Genomic DNA, 17,685 nt, shown 5'->3' with positions numbered 1-17,685 from the left:
CCCGTTCCTTGAATTCGAGACCGCAACATTATAGCTAGCTATTGTTAAGCTTTTCTAATAAAACGATGAGTTGTCGAAGCTCTTGTTCATCCAGTCCCTGCATACGTTCAGCGATTGCTTCACGATTTCCGGGAAGATGTTCTAGGAGTAATCGCTGGCCTTCACCCGTGATCGATATAACACTTTTTCGACCATCCTGAGTATGATTCGAACGGGTGATCCAACCATCTTTCTCTAGGGGGGTCAGCAAAAGACTAATATTAGCTTTTGTGACACCAATATTGTGAGCCAATGTAGAAGGCAGAATTGTTCCACCCTGTTTAGATATTTCCACCAAGATACGAATTCTTGCGCCATTTAATCCTTTAGACTGCCAATATTTATCAGAGACAGAAACCAAGCTTGCAGTAGTATGAACTAAAGTGAAAAATGCCTGAGTATGCAGCGGCTGCTTCAAAACGAACGGTTGCAAATGTTCATTCATAGATTTTCCAACTCCAATTTAGTTAAGTGCTTAACTATCACAAACAAACAATACTACACGCTAATCTAATTGTCAAAAAAAGAAGCTGCCTCATCTCGCAGAATAATTCCACGGGTTAAGACAGCTTCTTATCATTTAATTTCTCAGTTAGATTAATACCGTCTTTGTAGACACGGCTTCTTCACTATATTGTTTAGTCCCTTCTAAGACTACTTCAAGTTTAATGATCTCCGAACGGCTGGCTAATCGGATTGGAGGTCCCCATGTCCCATAACCAGAGGAAACAACCACATGCAAGTTATCTTTACGAAGATAACCCCAGTCCAGTTCGAATAACCGTTTAGTGATCCAGTGATTAGGCGCAATCTGTCCACGATGCGTATGACCGGAGAGCAAAATATCTACCCCTTCTTGGGCAGCGACATCAAAACCGGTAGGCTGATGATCCATCATGATTACAGGACGTGTAAGATCGAGACCATTCAATAAAGAGCTTACGCTCATTCTGCCACCGGCTTCCATTGTTTCGGCAGTTTTATCTTTTCGACCCACAATATACGTTCCAGCTACTTCTTCAACCTCATCCTGTAAGACTTTAATGCCTATGCTACTCATCAAATCGGTATATTCTTTAATCGAACCACCGTAATATTCGTGATTACCCAGCACTGCGTAGACACCATGACGCGCTTTTAATTGCTTGAGCTGTTCACTCATACCGTTGCGAATAAAAGGCTCTATACTATCATCAAGCACATCCCCAGCCAGCAAAATCACATCAGGCTTCATAGCGTTCATTTGTGCAACCATTTTTTTGAGATGCCGATTACCGACGATGTTTCCTAAATGCAGATCAGATGCAACCGCGATGGTTAATGGTGTACTGGTTCCTATGGATTTATCGATGGGAATGGGATGCGTACGGATTACTGTACTCCAAGCATTAATCGAACCCCAGACTAGAAAAACTATGAGTAATATCAGTAGCGTAACTCCCGCTTCTAAGATGTAGTGCGTTCGATCAACACCCATCCAGCCCAGTAATACATACAACAGATCAGCTAAGGGCAACATGATAATAGCAAATTCCATACAGGCTAGATAATACGATCCAATCACTTTAAAGAATCTAGCTAACGGCTTCACAATTGTAGGCCATGGTATCATTCCAACGACATACGCAAAGGCCACAAGCAGGAATACTGTCCAGAACAAAGCTGAGGAAGCACCTGAAAACCATTCATGAACCAGCAACCATCCATGATACCCAATGTAAAAATTAACAAGGCCCAGAATAAGCAGCATAGCAAACCCTGAAGCTAACATTCGTAATGTTTTCATCGTTCCACTCCCTTTACTATACTAACTCTATACGTCTTATCTCAAATCATAACACAAACCGTTAACCCAGTATAAATTCCGGTGCTGTCTTCGGAAAACGGAGCAAATAACATACCACAATTCCTCACCACATTCCCTGTCAAAAAAAAAGAAAATGCCCGTCGGCATTTTCTTTGGGGGATTAAGTTATACCGCTCTATCCCGTGTGGCCATACACTCACCAATTAGCTTATCGCATTTATTAATGTGATTCAGAAGCCAATCGGTCAACGTACGGTTAAGCTTAATCGTCGAGAGAACGGAAACTCCCTTAGTTTTAATGGTTTCTTCCAATTCAAGAACGGCTTTTACAAAATCAGCATGCGTCTGACGATGTTCCGCCAATTCAGGAAAATCGATCTCTTCCATCAATTGTTCTTCATTGCTAAAATGCTCAATGGTATATTCCTTCAAGAATTTCAGCGTTTCTTCGATCTTTTCTTTCCCCTGCTGCTTACTGCAAGCATCAAAAAATTCGTTCAATTTCGCTAGCAACTGTCTGTGCTGACAGTCTATTTTCTCTACACCGATATCATATGAATCCTTCCACTCAATCACGAAATCACCATTCCATTTCCTGAAATTTACATATCGATAAATACAACTAATTTTCCACCTTTCTGCACAAAAGATCTATTAACAACATCACAGAGGAAATCCCATATTCATCCAAGGAAAGTCACACTTCTGAGTCTACTTCTACTTCATTACCGGTTCTATGTGGACAAGCACATTCGAAACTTGGTGTCGGTCCTTCAATTGTTCTTCAATTTCTTCCGTAATATCATGGCTCTGCACCACACTAAGCTCAGAGTCTACTAATACAGTTGTATCCACTAGCACGTTATTCCCATGGATGCGGGCTTTGATATCTTTAATAGATTGAACGCCGTCCACTTCAGCAACGGTTTCTTTCATCAGTTCAAGCTCTTCCGCATCAAAACCGTCCGTTAAGTCATGTGTTGCTTTACTAAAGATATCCCATGCCGTCTTGCAGATGATCAGGCCGACAATAATCGCTGTAAGTGGATCAAGCCATGGTATCCCAAATCCAGAAGCCACAATTCCGACAAATGCGCCAATACTAACTAAAGCATCCGATCGATTATCTAGTGCAACGGCTCGCATAGCGTTACTATTAATGGAGCGGGCCAGTCTAATGTTATACATATACACGCCCATCATGATTACAGCACAAAAGACTGCCGTCCACGCTGCCATAAGATCTGGACTTTCCAGTTCCGGTTGGATAAATTTATTCACACCCTGGTACAACACTTGAAGTCCTACCACAATCATAATGAACGAAGCAATTAAGGATGCCACGGTCTCCGCTCTGAAATGCCCGTAGCTGTGATTGGAATCCGGCGGTCTTCTGGAGATCTTGAGGCCGATTAGTACGGCGATAGAAGCGATAATATCCGTGCTGTTGTTCAGACCGTCCGCAAGCAGCGCTTGAGATCCCGAGACCGTACCAATGAACAATTTGATGGCGGATAAGAAGATATAAGCAACTATGCTTAGCCAAGCTCCTTTTTCACCTTGTTTGATGTCGTTGTAATTTTCCAAAAAAAAGAACCCCCAAAGAATAGTATTGTTCTATACTACACTCCAAGATTCGGGTGGGTCTAGAGAAACAGTGTTGCTAAGAGGCGTAATAGTTCCCTCCGTCAAATAGAGTTGCTAGGTCATAACTGTTTTGCGGAGTGTAACATAGTTTGCCTTTGTTCAACTTTACTTCCAAATTATAAGAAAGTATAAGTTGCCGAAGTCGATTAAGCTTGTTCTATTGGTATAGTAACTTTTTGCCATTTGAAATGTCTAATTATAGTAAACACTAATTTTGAGGGGCGTGGAACGATGACTCAGTCTTTGCACAAGACCATGATTAAAGTTTTAGCTGTTGCTAGTATTGCATCCCCATTAGCTTACAATGGAACATTATCCGTCATTTCTGCGGAACAAGCAGTCATTAGTACAAGCAATCCCTTTTACAATGAGATCAAAGCGCCTATTCTTGCACCGGTATGGTCAGCACCGTTAGCCTTCCTAAAAGAAGGTAGAGTCACTGAGCAGAATGTTACAGCACTAGCGGAGAATGGGAAGGTCTTTGCTTTGCAGCGGAATGAAAAATTAGTCGCATTGAATGCTGCAACAGGTAAAAAAATGTGGGAATTCGGAAATGCATTAGCCCCGTTGTTCACGTACAGTAATGGATTTATCTATGGACTGACCCAAAGTGGCTCCTTATATGCCGTTAATGAGGCAGGCAAAAAAGCATGGTCAGCAGCTGTAGCATTACCTAAAGCAACTAGTATACAACGTTTAGGCACCACTATTTATGTTACACAGGAGACTCAACTTGCAGCCGTTGATGCCGTCAACGGAAAGATCAAATGGAAGGCTGCGGTGGAGAGTAATAACTTTACAGGCTTATCGAATCTTATGGAAACCGACGGGGTTATTATTCGAAGTTATCTCTCTCAGGGTGCCTTAACAACTGCCGGACTTGCCGCTTATGACAGTCTCACAGGCAAAAAACTATGGGACCATAGCCGTCAATGGTGGCCACTGGCAGTAAAGGATGGGCTTCTCTACTCTATTACCAATACGTTAATGATGGATGATGATGCTGTAAATCGTAATGTCAAAGTATCCGTGTTCAACGTAAAGACTGGTGAATTAAAGGGAGAACGTTTATATAAATGGACAGATACCGAGAATAAAGATGGGGTATTTAGTTATGGTGGCGTAAATGGGACTGCATTCTTGGATGGAAACGACTTCTATATCTTTCAGGGCAGTAAGTTTGTGAAATATGATTTTTGGAATTATTCAGCAGACGGCAAACCGATTCAAACCTGGGCTTCGATGATCAGAGAAAAGGACATACCGTTGAACCAAGTCTATCAGCAAAGAATGTTATTTCAAAATTATGATAAAGGTACGATATCCGCACTTAAACTAGGAACAGGACAACTCGTCGACCTTAATATTGGTGAGAATCCTGTAGTTCAGACGGATCTTTTCGGAAATGTGGTTTATAGCGGACAATCCGATGGCCTATTTCACGCCTATGACATGTTGACTTTGAAGCCTATTTTCACTGTGAATACCGGCTCTCGAAACTTTGCTCCTTCGCTTAAAACCGGAAGCATGCTGATGATCCGAACGGATAATAAACTGCTTGCCATTAAACTGCCTTCATCCATAAAATAAAAAAAGCCTGATTTCTCAGGCTTCTGGGCTTCACAACTCAACTTATTCAGCAGGAGCTGTAAAAGTACGTGCTGCAAATTCTGCATCCAGCATGTAGAAGGCGTTGCTATCTTTATCTATTCGTTTCAGTTTGCTAATGATGTTGCTAAAGAGTGCTTCCTCTTCTACTTGCTCATCAATAAACCATTTCAAGAAATAGATCGTTGCATGTTCACGCTCATCCAGTGCCAAGTCAGCCAAATGATAGAAACGTTTCGTGTTTTGTTGTTCATGTGCAAAAGCATGTTCAAAAGCATCAAGCATCGAGGAGTACTCGTTCTTCGGCTCTGGGAGTGCTTCAAGTGTCGCCCGATTATCGCGATCATTAAGGAACTTATAGATTTTCATGGCATGAAATCGTTCTTCTTCTGCTTGAATCAAGAAAAAGTTTGCAAAACCATCCAGACTTTCACCGGAACAATAAGCAGCCATAGCTAGATAAACATGAGCGGAATAAAACTCGAAATTCATCTGTTCATTAAGTGCGTTTACTAATCCATCTTTCATCTGACCGTCACCTCATAATTCAAATTTAATATGTAAAGATTTAAGTTCATCTTATCACCGTGTATCTAAGTCAGCAAGGATTCATCCTTCTGACATCTAAATAAGCTACGAAGGGACGACTTTTCTGATGACCAGTTTCACTCGTAACCTCTTAAGACCTAAAATCTCCGGTAACCTTCTAATGGCTTCAGCTATGTTATCTATGCTTCTAATAACAAGTTGTTCCAATAGCAGTAACAGTTCCCAACCTATCGCTACAAATTCGACGACTGCTGATTCCACACCATCACCTGTTATCAGTGCCACACCTGTTCCCTCCTCAGAAAGTGATCCGATTACTCTTCAGGTTTCCAATATGAGCCTTGAAGAGAAAATCGGACAAATGCTCCTTGTTGGTATTGAAGGAACCGTTCTAGATGATCAAGCAAAAAAGATGATTTCCGAAGACAAAGTCGGTGGAATCATTCTTTATAAGAACAATATTCAAGACTTAAAAAGTATGGTTAGCCTTGTAAATTCCATGAAAGAGAGTAACAGCAGTAACCCTACTCCATTATTCATGAGTGTCGATCAGGAGGGTGGAAAAGTCAACAGAATGCCGAAAGAGTATGCTTCCATCCCTTCTAATGGGAAGGTTGGTTCTTCTAATGATGCTAACGCTGCCGAAATGATGGGCAAGCTTCTCGCAAGAGAAGTGAATTCAGCCGGATTTAATATGAACTTCGCTCCCGTACTTGATATCAATAGCAATCCAGATAATCCTGTGATTGGAGATCGCTCCTTCGGCAACTCCACCGAACTAGTCAGTACACTAGGGATCGCCGAAATGAAGGGTATTGCGAGTGAAGGTGTTGTGCCGGTTGTTAAACATTTTCCGGGCCATGGCGACACTTCTGTCGACTCTCACCTTGATCTGCCGATTGTGAATAAGACTGTCGAAGAGCTGGCTAAATTAGAATGGCTCCCATTTCAAGCAGCGATTAAAGAGGGAACGGACGCCGTAATGGTCGCTCATATATTATTTCCGAATCTTGATCCTGATAAGCCTGCATCTTTATCAAGTAAAATCATTGGTGAGCTACTACGTGGAGAAATGAACTATCAAGGGTTAGTGATCACAGATGATCTTACTATGGGTGCTATCATGAAGAATTATGACCTTGCCGCAGCGGCGGTAGATACCATTAATGCAGGCAGTGACATTCTACTTATCGCTCACGGCTATGATAATGAGAAACGAGTACTGGAAACCCTTCTGGACAATGTAAAAAAAGGTAAGATACAGGAAACACGGATTAATGAGAGCGTCTATCGGATTTTAGCATTGAAAGCTAAATATAATCTATCCGATGAGCCAGTTCCGGTTCCTGACCTTACCGAGCTAAACAAAGATATTAAATCTTGGAAGCTAACGATTGAGAAATAGGCTTAGGTCGAATACAATCCTTACTGAAGGACTACAACATCGCCTACGTTCAACCCGGAGATGGCCTCAGTTTTGTCCGCCGTCTCCATGCCCACTTCGATATCTCTTCGTTCATACTCCCCATTGCCTTTATCCAGCATCACGTACGAAAGATCTCCTTCGTGCATTACAGCGATGCTGGATACTACGATGGCATTTTCTTTGCGGACTGTCTCAATTTCTCCACTTAAGCTTAGTCCACCAATCAAGTGCTCGTCAGGCTGTAATGAGATTACCACTTCAAATTGTGGAACTGATGTAGCAGAAGTGTTTTGACCCGATGCAGTCTTAGCAAATTTAGATACCTTAGTAACTTCTCCAGATAGCTTCAAATCTTTTAAAGCTGTCATTTTAACATCCACTTTCATTCCCGTCTTAATACGGAATACATCCTGTTCCCCAACAAGAGCTATGAATTCAAGCTTGTTCATATCAACAATTTTGCCGATGTATTGATTGTCTGTCACCGTCTGTGGAATTTCGCTGGCGCTATCGAATAGAAAAACACCAGATGCCGGAGCATGGTAGAGGGCTGTTGAGAGCTTTGCCTTCTTTTCTTTTAATTCACGAGCTTGTATTTCAGCATTTACTTGGTTAAGCTCATCCCCTAGCCGTGCCGTTTCTTGGGCTGCAAGAGCTTTTATACGTTCGGCTTCTGTTGCACCAAGAGCTGCATTCTCCTGGTCCTGCTGACTAACAAATTCATTTAATTCCGCTTCCAGCTGGGCCTTTCGGATGGTCGCCTCCTGTGTAGCAATCTCATTCTTTAAGGGTTCCTGATCAAGGGTAAACAGTAAATCCCCTTTTTTTACTTGCCCACCGTTCTCAACCTTCCACTTTGTTACCTTTGAAGCATAAGGTGCATATACAAGCGTTTCCTGCTCATAGTGTGAGTTCCCTTTAACCTGAACGGAATTCGTCATTGTTTCCTTTGTCACTTCAAACGTTATCGCTTGCGGCGGTTCAACAGGCTCTAGCTGTGCCTCAGGTTTATACATCTTGTTGTATACAAAATAACCTGCTGCAATAATGATCAATACCAATACAATCCACTTGATTCTCCTCTTCATCACTTCTGCTTCCTTTCAACTTGAAAATAGCTAATCCCGTTTTATCGCCGTGAGCGCATTCGTTCTGGACGCGCTGATCGCGGGATAAATCCCTGACAGTACTCCTGTCATCACTGCAAATGCAATTCCTACTGGAAGTGTCATTAGAGGTATAGTGATAACCAAGGGTTCACCCATCCCCATTCCTCCAGCAGTACCAATGAGCTTATTTATGCCGAATACAATTAAGTATGAAAAGACAATGCCGAGCATACCGCCGAGCATACCAAGCAATGCCGCCTCTGTAATGAACATATTTCGGATCTGCCCCATATTAGCGCCTAGCACTTTCATAATACCAATCTGGCGTCGTCGCTGATGGGTAGACATGGTCATTGCAACGATAATCGAGATCGAGGCAATAATAAGGATAAACACACCGATACCAAGCGCTGCTTTCTTGAGCATACTGAAGGTGGAAGCCATCGCCTCTTTTTGATACAGATTCGTGCTAGTGTTTAGTGTGAGCTTCTGTATAAGCTTCTCCACTTGCACGATGTTGTCGGTGCTGTCAACTTTTACAATGGCTGAGTTGTAGACACCCTTCTGCCCAGCGGTTCCGTTCATTAGTTTCAGTTGTTCAACCAGACGCTCACCCGTTTCTAGCGATACGTAAATCTTCTTGTCGTACATCGCCATATCAGGGTTCCCCCCACTATCCAATATCCCAACAATTTGAATGGGTGAACTGACTAGGGACTGTCCAGTCTGCGAAGCAGGGTCATACGATTGTAATTGAACCTGTTGTTTGTACATTTCCGATGGAAGCATGCTTAAACTATTGTACTGTTCCATTATTTTATTATTGTACGGATCTGAATTTAGCTGTTCAAAAAGACGCTGCCGTGTCTCGACATCTATCAATCCTACAGTTGCTCCATAGTTAAGCACTGCCATTCCGATCAAATCAGAAGGACCGCCTTGCTTAAACGTCTTGTCGTATTTCGTTAGCAACCGAAGATCCGTTCCGATAAGCTGTACATCCGTAATTTTATTATCGATAGTAGTCATTTGTATGTAGCCAAGCTCTTGAAAAGGTGCAGCTGCTGTAACATGCTTCAGGCTTTGAACAATTTCAAGCTTCTGAGCTGTTAACCTGCCGGGATCGAGCTTAGCATCAGAAGCAGAAGCTCCATTTCCTTCGCCGCCCCCTTGTGAAGGGATACCGCTGTTCGGAGTCACTGTAATTTCATCCATTTTGAAATTCCGATTAATTTCCCGCTCCGTATAGCTTTGTGCGGAATCTCCTATACTTAAAGCAACAATAATAGCAGCACAGCCAATCGATATACCAGCCATACAAAGACCTGTGACAACTTTCCGTCGTTTGACCTGCTCCCAAGCCAAACGTGAAATATCACTAATCCTCAATTAATTTACCCCCTTCGAGTTCTGTCTCCGAAGAAGTTTGTTTCTCAGTAATCATATATCCATCCTGAAGCGTGAAAATCCGTTGCATTTGTTCCGCAACTTTGAGCTCGTGTGTTACGACTATGAAGGTCGTCTTCATCTTCTTATTCAGGTTAAGCAGGATATTAATAATTTCCTCTTCTGTCTTCGAGTCCAGGTTTCCAGTCGGTTCATCTGCGAAAATAACAGAAGGCTCCGTAATCAAGGAACGCGCAATACTGACCCGCTGCTGCTGTCCACCAGACAACTGAGAAGGGAACAGGTCGGCTTTATCCGGAATACCGACCCCTTCCAGCAAAGCTAGAGCTTTTTGCTTACGTATTGATGGAGAGACGGATTGAAAGACTAACGGCAATTCCACATTTTCACGGACAGTCAAGCTAGTAATCAGTTCATAAGCTTGAAAGATAAACCCGATATGCTTTCTTCGAAATTCGGATAGCTTATTCTCGCTCATTTTCACGATATCTTGGTCAGCAATGTATATGTGACCTTCCGTAGGCTTCATCAGACCTGCCATCAGGTTTAGCATGGTTGACTTACCGGAACCCGAGCTCCCCAGCAGAGCAACCATTTCCCCCTTTTTCACAGAAAAGTCTATTTGATGAAGGACTGCCGTCGTTTCATTACCATTCTTAAAAGAATGCGTTACATTTTCCACTCGCAACATTGGAGCTGCTCCTTCGCGTACATTAATAGATATGAATGCTTACTTTTCTGTTACTAGTCTATCAATCTTTATGCTATATGCCTGATTAGCCAGCTCGATCCGTTCTCCCTGAAACTCATCATACAGCGTGATCCGGTACGAACCACCCTCCAAATTCTTGTACATATTATTCGTAAAGGTTGCAGTATACGAGTTGTTATTCCCTTCAAGTAGTTCGGTACCGATGTTCAAGCTTCGTTCCTGTGATAAGCCATATGGATCTGTCATTTTGAGTACTAGTTTATGGGTGAAGGTTCCCATATCGTAGGTACTGTCACGAAGCAGGTTGTAATTCATAACGATGTCTAAAGTGTTACTTCCTTTCAGTGTTCGCCCTTCCGAACTTAGGACAGACATCGTGTATGGATATAGCGCAACCTTCGTCAAGTTATTCTCCGGTGGTGTGGAAACTGGATTCAGAGTCAAGGAAGCAATATTTATAAATCCTGTGGCTTCTTGACCAGGTTCAGTCAACTTATTCCCGGTTATTCCCGGACCTAGATACATACTCACATCAGAAGGTATAACTGACTTCGGTAATTTTGCCCAGTACGTAATTAATTGCTTACCACCAGGAGTGGCTGAAGAATCCGGTTGATTCGCTGTGGCTTCAAATAGCTGACCATCAGCCGTTTTAAAGTACGCTTGAAGGCGAGCCATTTTGCTTTGTCTTTTTTCTTCGCTGCTCAGCAGTAGCTCTGTATATACGATATTAGAGTTGAGACCTTCATAAATGATCGTTTTGTTCTCTTGTACCTGGGCATTCTTGCCTTTACCGGTGATTGTATAACTTCCCCCACGTTCGATAGTGGATACTGCATTCATCGTGCTGTTTGTGCTTAACGACAAGAACGAGCTCTTTTCTTCTTTGACCGTGGAAAAGAGGTTCACTTTTAATTTATCGAACTCTTGCGTGTATGGAATTTTAGCAAATACATAGATCTCAGCATTTTTTCCTGGCGCAATTGTCGAGGTTTCCTTGTCCATGAAGAGTTCTGTAGAAGCAGACACATCATCATTGTCTACTTGGACAGACCCTTTTAATTCTGGAAGCATCAATGCCACCGACTGGGGATTCTTGATATTTATTCTAGCAACAACGATATCATCAGCTTTCCAAGGAAAACGCTGTAATGACAACAAGTTATAAGTGAAAGAGCCATATTCATTCGATGCGCTATACTCCACGCCTTTTTGAATCTCAGGTCGTAATGTATAAGAAATTGCGTAGTAGGCAACCGGTACTGTCAGCTTGGCAGTATTGCCCGTACTTACATTATTCCCTTCAGATCCTGTTCCCTCCCCCACACTTCCAGTATCTGTACTGGCTGGAGCTGAAACAGCCTCTATCATTTGCAATTGCAGTGAATTCTGTTCAACCTCAAGCGGAACCTGTGCGGTAAGAGGAATGATTTTTTCTTCCAAAGGCTTTATGGTTAATCCGCTCAATCCTTTCGCATTGATCGGAAAGGTTGTCCCTGTTGAAGATTTGACAGCAAGCTCATAAGTAGGCAATGTCACGGCTGTCTTTCCTACATTTTTCACTCGTAGCTGGAAGGTCCAGATTCCCTTATTATTCTCAGCGTATACGTTTGCGTTGTTTAACTGAGTTTCTATCGGATTATTATTAATGGTGATTTTCTTAGTCACACCTTTACCTACCACCAAATTAGGTGTTGTAGCTGCCGGTAGCTTGTACGAGGATTTAGCGATTTCAAGCTTCAGCGCTTCATCCTTTTGTGTAAATTGCAGCTTCATATTATCCGTTTTCATATATGGAGGAATCTCGGCAAGATAATAGATTGTCTTCTTCTCTTGCGGTTGGATCTTGTAACTAATCTGAGATCGATCAAGTGCTAATTCATAAGAACTACCACCTGCAGAGAGCAAATAAGCCGCATAACCTGGATCACTGAGTACCTTGCTACCTTTATTGGTCAGGCTTATTCCAACCTTGGCATAGACCTTTCCATTATATTTATAGAGCTCCAAGGACTCACTTTTGGCGATGACAGGAATATCATTCATTGTAGTGCTAACATTTTTTCCATTTACAGCGGTTGGAGAATAATTAGCTGGCACTGTAAAACTTCCTGCGTGCTTTAAATAACCTTTGGTTTTGGAATCCCACACATACATAGGAATCTTGATCCCTTTTAACGAATTAGCCTTGCCTATGTTGACGTAATATGTAACGCGCAAGCTTTCTTTTGCACCAATCTTCTTCTTAAGCGCGTCAGCACTCAGAGGGTTACCCGGAATGACAGCTCCCCCTGGCGTCGTAACTCTCGAAAAATAGTACATTAGGTTTGCATTTTTACTGCTGCCATTCGAATAATTCAGCGTATAGGTTAAAATATTCCCACCTGTTTGTGACCAAATATTGACATCTTCAAGTGTGGCTTTAATATTTGCTCCTAAAGAAATGGAACCTAGATTACTAGTTGCTGTAACGGCCGCCGCAGCCACAGCTGGATTTGTATTAACAGCATTAGCGGATGCCGCTGAAGCGGTATGTCCAGTCAGTTGACTGATGACAAAGGTACTTAATAGTAAAACAACATATGTACTGCTATGCTTTCTCATTTACTTCCCTCCACGAGTATTTTGCTAGAATTATTATAGTGGCAAGCGCAAAACCAATTGTATCCATGTTGTAACACTTTTGGGCTGATTGTAACCTATTTGTTCTATTTGCATGATTTTTGATGAATACTCTATTCTATAATTTCAATTCATCTTTCAATGCAGCCACATCATTAGCAGAAGGATTTTCCTCTCCGTATCTAACTTTTTCATATATTTTAATCAATGAATTCGACGTGTTAACAGAACTTTCATCGCCCTTACGTTTAGAGTGGTTAAGAGCTGTCCATTTTAAAATATCGTCTTCCGTTTCTTTCGGTGTAAGATATTTTTTAACTACATAACCTTGATCCTCTTTCATATGAAGCCAACGCCGATACAACCAGCGAACACGTTCCCGTTCACTCTGCATCTGCTCCCAGCGATCTTTTCGATGTCTTGGCGTAAGACGGGTACTCCAGAAGTTCCTCAGTCCTTGAAGCGTTTGTTCCCATGTAAATACACTTTTCTCCTCATCAAGATAAGAGGTATTGTCTTTAGGCGTATGCTCCCTGCGCAGCATGGATAGCAAGGCATCCATGAATCTCTTCAATTTCCCTCCGACATTTCTATACAACCACCGAACTGCAAAGTAGATTGCCACTCCTACTAGCACAGTTCCAGCTACATAAAAAGCGACATCTAAGATAGCAGCTAGCAGGCCTGGTTTTTGCTCTCCTACAAAAGGCAGCTCCGGACTCGCTTGCGGCTGTTCTACTGACGGTGGCAGCGGCTCACTCGATCCAGAGAATAGTTTACTAATCCATCCGAAGAACGAACGCACCATATTCCATAGCAGTGTTCCTATGGCTTTTCCGACCCCTGCCGCTAACACGGCCGCAACAATTCCTATACCAATAACATAAATACGGTTATTTCTTTGTAATCCTTTTGGCAAAGCTTTGCCCTCATTTGAGAGCGTACTATATTGTAAATAACTGCTATTAGATATAAGTAGAGTGAGCAATAAACATAAGCTGCCACACCAGGTCAGAAGGGTAACGGTTGCCTCCAAATCAGGAATTCTATGAAAGACAATGGTCGCAACAAAATAAATCACAATCCCCAGCCAATACTTCCTACTGGTCTGATCACGAGAGTCAGCAGTCATCCCTAGATATGCGCATATAAAACCTGCGATACCTAAAGGCAGACTTTCGATAGACAGACTTCCTGATGACAAAATACCAGTCGTTGCCCCAAGGATTAATGCAGCCAGCAACTGTTTCCATCTGACACTACACTGTCGCCGCAGCAGAATGCCCAGTAATGATACTAGCGGCATGACAGATAACCACAAAGGGTCAATTTGCTTGGGCAGTACATAAACCTGAAACAGAATCCATACAGGTAGAACTAATAATAGTTCTAGAATAGAGAATATCCAGAGTTTGATTGTACTCCATACGTAACCAGATGACGTAAGCTTCATGCACTCTCTCCCCCCTGTTCCGGAATATCCAGCCACTCCACACCGTTTCCTAACTGGTATAGAAGGTCTGCGGACGCTTGTAATTCTGTTCCTCTATGACAGCTAATGATCAGAAAGTCAGTATCACTTATTCCACTCTCGGCTTGCAGGTCCAGCAATCGGCTCATAGGAAGCGTTCTGTCAAGCTCCAGCTTAGCTAACAGCTCAAGTAAGTCTTCCAATTGAGCCATTGGTTCTGCTTCTACAGGATCTCTTTCGCCCCTGTTGTCCAGTCTACCGTTACAGATAAACCCCGTCTCAATTCCATGGCGCATGGCGTATTCGGCGATAGTGGCCGCATACCTTATCCCTTGCTCGATACGTTCAACATCCGTTACCGCTCTCCACATGGAATGACTGTCCTCTATATTCAAGCAAATGACGAGTCTGGAATCTGCGGTGTAGTCTTTCTTATGCACCTGCATAGTACCTGTGCGTGCTGTAGCCTTCCAGTTTATAAGTCCCATAGAATCTCCTGAGTTATACTCGCGAATACCTGCAGTCAGGAAAGGATCTTCTACGATCCACCTTTTCACCGGAAGTTCACCCAGCCAGCTATGTATCGGCAGTGGTAGATCATCTAAGCTCAGCAGATTAGGATAGACCAATAACTCTAATTCAAGTGGATACGTTTTGTTTTTCCGAATTAAACCAAAGGGATCTCCAGTGGTCATTGTGACCGTCTCTAAACGGTATATCCCCCGTCGCTCGCAAGTTACTTGATGACGCCGTTTAATATGACGGTATGATTTCAGGTAGAACAAGCTGATATGATTCTGATAGATTTCCCCCGTGCTAATTCCGAGATTATCCTGACTACTAAATTCCAAACCTCTAGAAATACTAGATTCCAGCCGAAGCCATGGTAATGGCAAAAGCTTAGCATTAACGATCTCCTCGATCATCTCAAGATGATCCCCTTCATAAGCAACTTTTGTTGAAAAATAACGAGTATAGCTAAGCGCTTTCAGACCATTTCGTTCATAGATAACGGCAAGAAGGAACAATAGAACTACAGTAATGAAAATGAACCAAGGCAAAGCCATAGCTCATTCCACCTTTCCGCCTCTAATGGACGTAACGAGTTCAGTCGGCACCTCTACCTCACGAAGCACTTGTAGCACAATATCCGCTGCCTGTCCTTCTTTTGAACCCAATCCTCGATGAAGAAGTAGACGATGGGCAAGCACCGGAACGGCTACGGCCTTAATATCATCCGGTGTTACGTAAGATCTCCCTTGAATAAGTGCATATCCTTGAGCAGATTTAAGCAAAGCCCCACTAGCACGGGGACTCGCACCTAGTTTAACTGCCGTTGATTTCCGTGTAGCTTCTGTAATTCGAACAATATAAGCCAGCAAATCATCGCTTATACTAACGGAAGCGGTTAAACGCTGTGCTGCTTGAATATCTTGAGCGGTAGCCACTGAAAAAGTCTCTTCCAGCGGGTTATTCTCACGGAAGCGCTGTAAAATATGAATTCCTTCGTCAAAGGACGGATAGCCCGTAGTAATCCGCATCAAAAATCTATCTAATTGAGCTTCAGGTAACGGAAAGGTCCCTTGGTTGTCAATCGGATTCTGAGTAGCAATTACCAGAAACGGGGCTTCTAGACTATGAGTCACACCATCGATCGTAATTTGCCGCTCCTCCATACATTCCAGCAGACTGGATTGTGTTCTCGGGGTTGCACGATTTATTTCATCAGCCAACAAAATATTCGCAAAAACCGGACCAGGTCTAAACTGAAATTCACCTGTCTTTTGATTGTAGAAATTAATCCCGCTTAAATCAGAAGGCAGTAAGTCTGGCGTAAACTGAATACGCTTAAATGAACAATCCAGAGATTTAGCAAGGACTTTTGCTAATAAAGTTTTACCTGTACCCGGAACATCCTCGAGAAGAACATGGCCATTCGCAAGCAATGCAGTCAGTAACAGGTCTACTCCATCCTCTTTTCCTACAATGACTTTAGCTAGATTGGTTCTAATAGATTTGATGAGTTCAGTGACTTCTTGAAGGTTCATGTAAATACACCGTCCAATCTGGGAAATTAATGTAATAAGTCCTTTCATCATAACAGAAAGTGTATCCAATATATAATTCACAAGAAAAGGCCCTGTCCATTAAAAGACAGAACCTAGATTTCCCTTCCTAATTTCATTCACTTCGCAGTTTTATTCCGAAATCGAAAGAAAGCTGTTATGGTGTAATAGACCGGGATGCTTTCAACGATTAGCCAAATGATAACAATAGCATAGCTATTATAGTGTTTATAATAACTGCCTATATGTCGTGAGTACAAAAAAGCTATCGTAATTGAAGCTGTTGTTAATAAAGGAATATATATCTTTTTAGTTTTGGTATTCAGCAAGCTGGATACACATCTGGAGGCTACGTAGATAAGAAATGAGCTGTGAATGAACATAGAAGACGACCATATTCCAATTAAGAGCGGATCTGAATTACCTAGCAGATTATCTTGTTTGGCGCTACGCACCAATTCAAGGAAAGGATATTGCAGTTCCTTCCCCAAATGTGGACCAAAACTCATCATCGTCAACGCCCAACCAATTAAGACAGTTACTAATACAAAAATCCCTGTAAGTACTAATCTTTTCAGCATCTTCGCTTCAAGCTTCAGATCGGGTACAACAAACAAGAGGACGATCCATTCTCCAAACCATGACATGACTACAATAGAGTCCTTTAAAGCAATCCCGGGATCGTGATAATGAATAAAGGCTGGCAGCATATTGAAGTCCGCATTCGGGAGAAATAAATTAAATAAAATGATCATTGTTATGAAAAAAATAAGAAAAAGTCCATCTGCCATATAAGCTATCGTTTTAAAGCCTAAACTGGCCGTATACATAATCACTAACCCAATGATACACTGAATAAACAGAGGCGGAGTTCCTCTCAAATAATTTGAACCAAAGAACAGTACAAAGTTCTCAATATCATAGGATGCATAATAAACACACCAGCTTAAGAGCAAAAGAAGCATGAACTTGTGCGGCCATTTACCTAAGATATCTTTTCCAAAGCTTACCCATGCTTGATTAGGCCGCAGCATACCGACGTGGAAAGTAAACCACAATAATATCAACCCTAATAAAGACCCCACTAATAATGCAATCCACCCTTGATAGGATGAAGTAGCAATTAGAGTCGGAATCAAAAATATAGTGGTTTGGGAGCTGAAGAATATAATAAAAAAACGGAACAGCTGCCATTTTGATGTTTGCATAACTTCTCCCTCTA

The 17,685-nt window shown here is 42.2% G+C and carries 16 protein-coding genes; 2 read left to right on the top strand and 14 right to left on the bottom strand.

Annotation, left to right across the window (positions count from 1 at the left end):
* Window positions 1-34: 34 nt before the first annotated feature.
* The 4 genes from NSU15_RS14135 to NSU15_RS14120 all read right to left on the bottom strand — a co-directional run bounded on the left by NSU15_RS14135 (window position 35) and on the right by NSU15_RS14120 (window position 3,433).
* Window positions 35-484 carry a MarR family transcriptional regulator gene (locus tag NSU15_RS14135; RefSeq protein ID WP_339290933.1) on the bottom strand — a complete coding sequence of 150 codons (450 nt, stop codon included), beginning with the start codon at window positions 482-484 and terminating at the stop codon, window positions 35-37.
* Window positions 485-631: 147 nt separating this feature from the next.
* Window positions 632-1,825 carry a metallophosphoesterase gene (locus tag NSU15_RS14130; RefSeq protein WP_339290931.1) on the bottom strand — a complete coding sequence of 398 codons (1,194 nt, stop codon included), beginning with the start codon at window positions 1,823-1,825 and terminating at the stop codon, window positions 632-634.
* Window positions 1,826-2,011: 186 nt separating this feature from the next.
* The gene (locus NSU15_RS14125; protein WP_081389791.1) at window positions 2,012-2,422 is read right to left on the bottom strand and encodes a bacteriohemerythrin; all 411 of its coding nucleotides are present in this window, start codon (window positions 2,420-2,422) and stop codon (window positions 2,012-2,014) included.
* Window positions 2,423-2,563: 141 nt separating this feature from the next.
* Complete coding sequence (locus NSU15_RS14120; protein WP_042127403.1) at window positions 2,564-3,433, bottom strand: cation diffusion facilitator family transporter; 870 nt, start codon at window positions 3,431-3,433, stop codon at window positions 2,564-2,566.
* 315 nt (window positions 3,434-3,748) lie between these two features.
* On the opposite strand from NSU15_RS14120, the gene NSU15_RS14115 reads away from it, so the two are divergent.
* On the top strand, window positions 3,749-5,083 hold the full coding sequence (locus NSU15_RS14115) for a PQQ-binding-like beta-propeller repeat protein (RefSeq protein WP_339290928.1): 1,335 nt from the start codon (window positions 3,749-3,751) through the stop codon (window positions 5,081-5,083).
* A gap of 42 nt (window positions 5,084-5,125) precedes the next feature.
* On the opposite strand, the gene NSU15_RS14110 is transcribed toward NSU15_RS14115, so the two are convergent.
* Together NSU15_RS14110 and NSU15_RS14105 are read right to left on the bottom strand one after the other, a co-directional pair.
* Window positions 5,126-5,629: a ferritin gene (locus tag NSU15_RS14110; protein WP_042127399.1), complete on the bottom strand. Its 504-nt coding sequence runs from the start codon at window positions 5,627-5,629 to the stop codon at window positions 5,126-5,128.
* A 105-nt stretch (window positions 5,630-5,734) separates the two neighbouring features.
* Window positions 5,735-5,935 carry a hypothetical protein gene (locus NSU15_RS14105; RefSeq protein ID WP_339290926.1) on the bottom strand — a complete coding sequence of 67 codons (201 nt, stop codon included), beginning with the start codon at window positions 5,933-5,935 and terminating at the stop codon, window positions 5,735-5,737.
* 49 nt (window positions 5,936-5,984) lie between these two features.
* Between NSU15_RS14105 and nagZ the strand changes: the two genes are divergently transcribed.
* Entirely contained in the window at window positions 5,985-7,055 is a 1,071-nt protein-coding gene (gene nagZ / locus NSU15_RS14100; RefSeq protein WP_339290924.1) for a beta-N-acetylhexosaminidase, read from the top strand.
* A 20-nt stretch (window positions 7,056-7,075) separates the two neighbouring features.
* Here the strand turns inward: nagZ and NSU15_RS14095 are convergent, their stop codons facing one another.
* The 8 genes from NSU15_RS14095 to NSU15_RS14060 all read right to left on the bottom strand — a co-directional run bounded on the left by NSU15_RS14095 (window position 7,076) and on the right by NSU15_RS14060 (window position 17,671).
* The gene (locus NSU15_RS14095; protein ID WP_042127397.1) at window positions 7,076-8,164 is read right to left on the bottom strand and encodes an efflux RND transporter periplasmic adaptor subunit; all 1,089 of its coding nucleotides are present in this window, start codon (window positions 8,162-8,164) and stop codon (window positions 7,076-7,078) included.
* 30 nt (window positions 8,165-8,194) lie between these two features.
* Window positions 8,195-9,574: an ABC transporter permease gene (locus NSU15_RS14090; protein ID WP_076118400.1), complete on the bottom strand. Its 1,380-nt coding sequence runs from the start codon at window positions 9,572-9,574 to the stop codon at window positions 8,195-8,197.
* Window positions 9,564-10,283 carry an ABC transporter ATP-binding protein gene (locus NSU15_RS14085; protein ID WP_042127391.1) on the bottom strand — a complete coding sequence of 240 codons (720 nt, stop codon included), beginning with the start codon at window positions 10,281-10,283 and terminating at the stop codon, window positions 9,564-9,566. Before NSU15_RS14085 ends, NSU15_RS14090 begins: the two co-directional genes overlap by 11 nt.
* A gap of 39 nt (window positions 10,284-10,322) precedes the next feature.
* The gene (locus NSU15_RS14080; RefSeq protein ID WP_052414594.1) at window positions 10,323-12,908 is read right to left on the bottom strand and encodes a hypothetical protein; all 2,586 of its coding nucleotides are present in this window, start codon (window positions 12,906-12,908) and stop codon (window positions 10,323-10,325) included.
* Window positions 12,909-13,044: 136 nt separating this feature from the next.
* Window positions 13,045-14,379: a hypothetical protein gene (locus NSU15_RS14075; protein ID WP_339290920.1), complete on the bottom strand. Its 1,335-nt coding sequence runs from the start codon at window positions 14,377-14,379 to the stop codon at window positions 13,045-13,047.
* On the bottom strand, window positions 14,376-15,464 hold the full coding sequence (locus NSU15_RS14070) for a DUF58 domain-containing protein (protein WP_339290918.1): 1,089 nt from the start codon (window positions 15,462-15,464) through the stop codon (window positions 14,376-14,378). The genes NSU15_RS14075 and NSU15_RS14070 overlap by 4 nt, the downstream gene beginning before the upstream one ends.
* A 3-nt stretch (window positions 15,465-15,467) precedes the next feature.
* Window positions 15,468-16,445 carry a MoxR family ATPase gene (locus NSU15_RS14065; protein ID WP_042132158.1) on the bottom strand — a complete coding sequence of 326 codons (978 nt, stop codon included), beginning with the start codon at window positions 16,443-16,445 and terminating at the stop codon, window positions 15,468-15,470.
* Window positions 16,446-16,582: 137 nt separating this feature from the next.
* Window positions 16,583-17,671 carry a GerAB/ArcD/ProY family transporter gene (locus NSU15_RS14060; RefSeq protein ID WP_339290916.1) on the bottom strand — a complete coding sequence of 363 codons (1,089 nt, stop codon included), beginning with the start codon at window positions 17,669-17,671 and terminating at the stop codon, window positions 16,583-16,585.
* Window positions 17,672-17,685: the final 14 nt, after the last annotated feature.

It is taken from the genome of Paenibacillus sp. FSL E2-0201 (assembly GCF_037963325.1).
Taxonomy (GTDB): domain Bacteria; phylum Bacillota; class Bacilli; order Paenibacillales; family Paenibacillaceae; genus Paenibacillus_AQ.
This window is presented reverse-complemented; position numbering and strand designations above follow the sequence as displayed.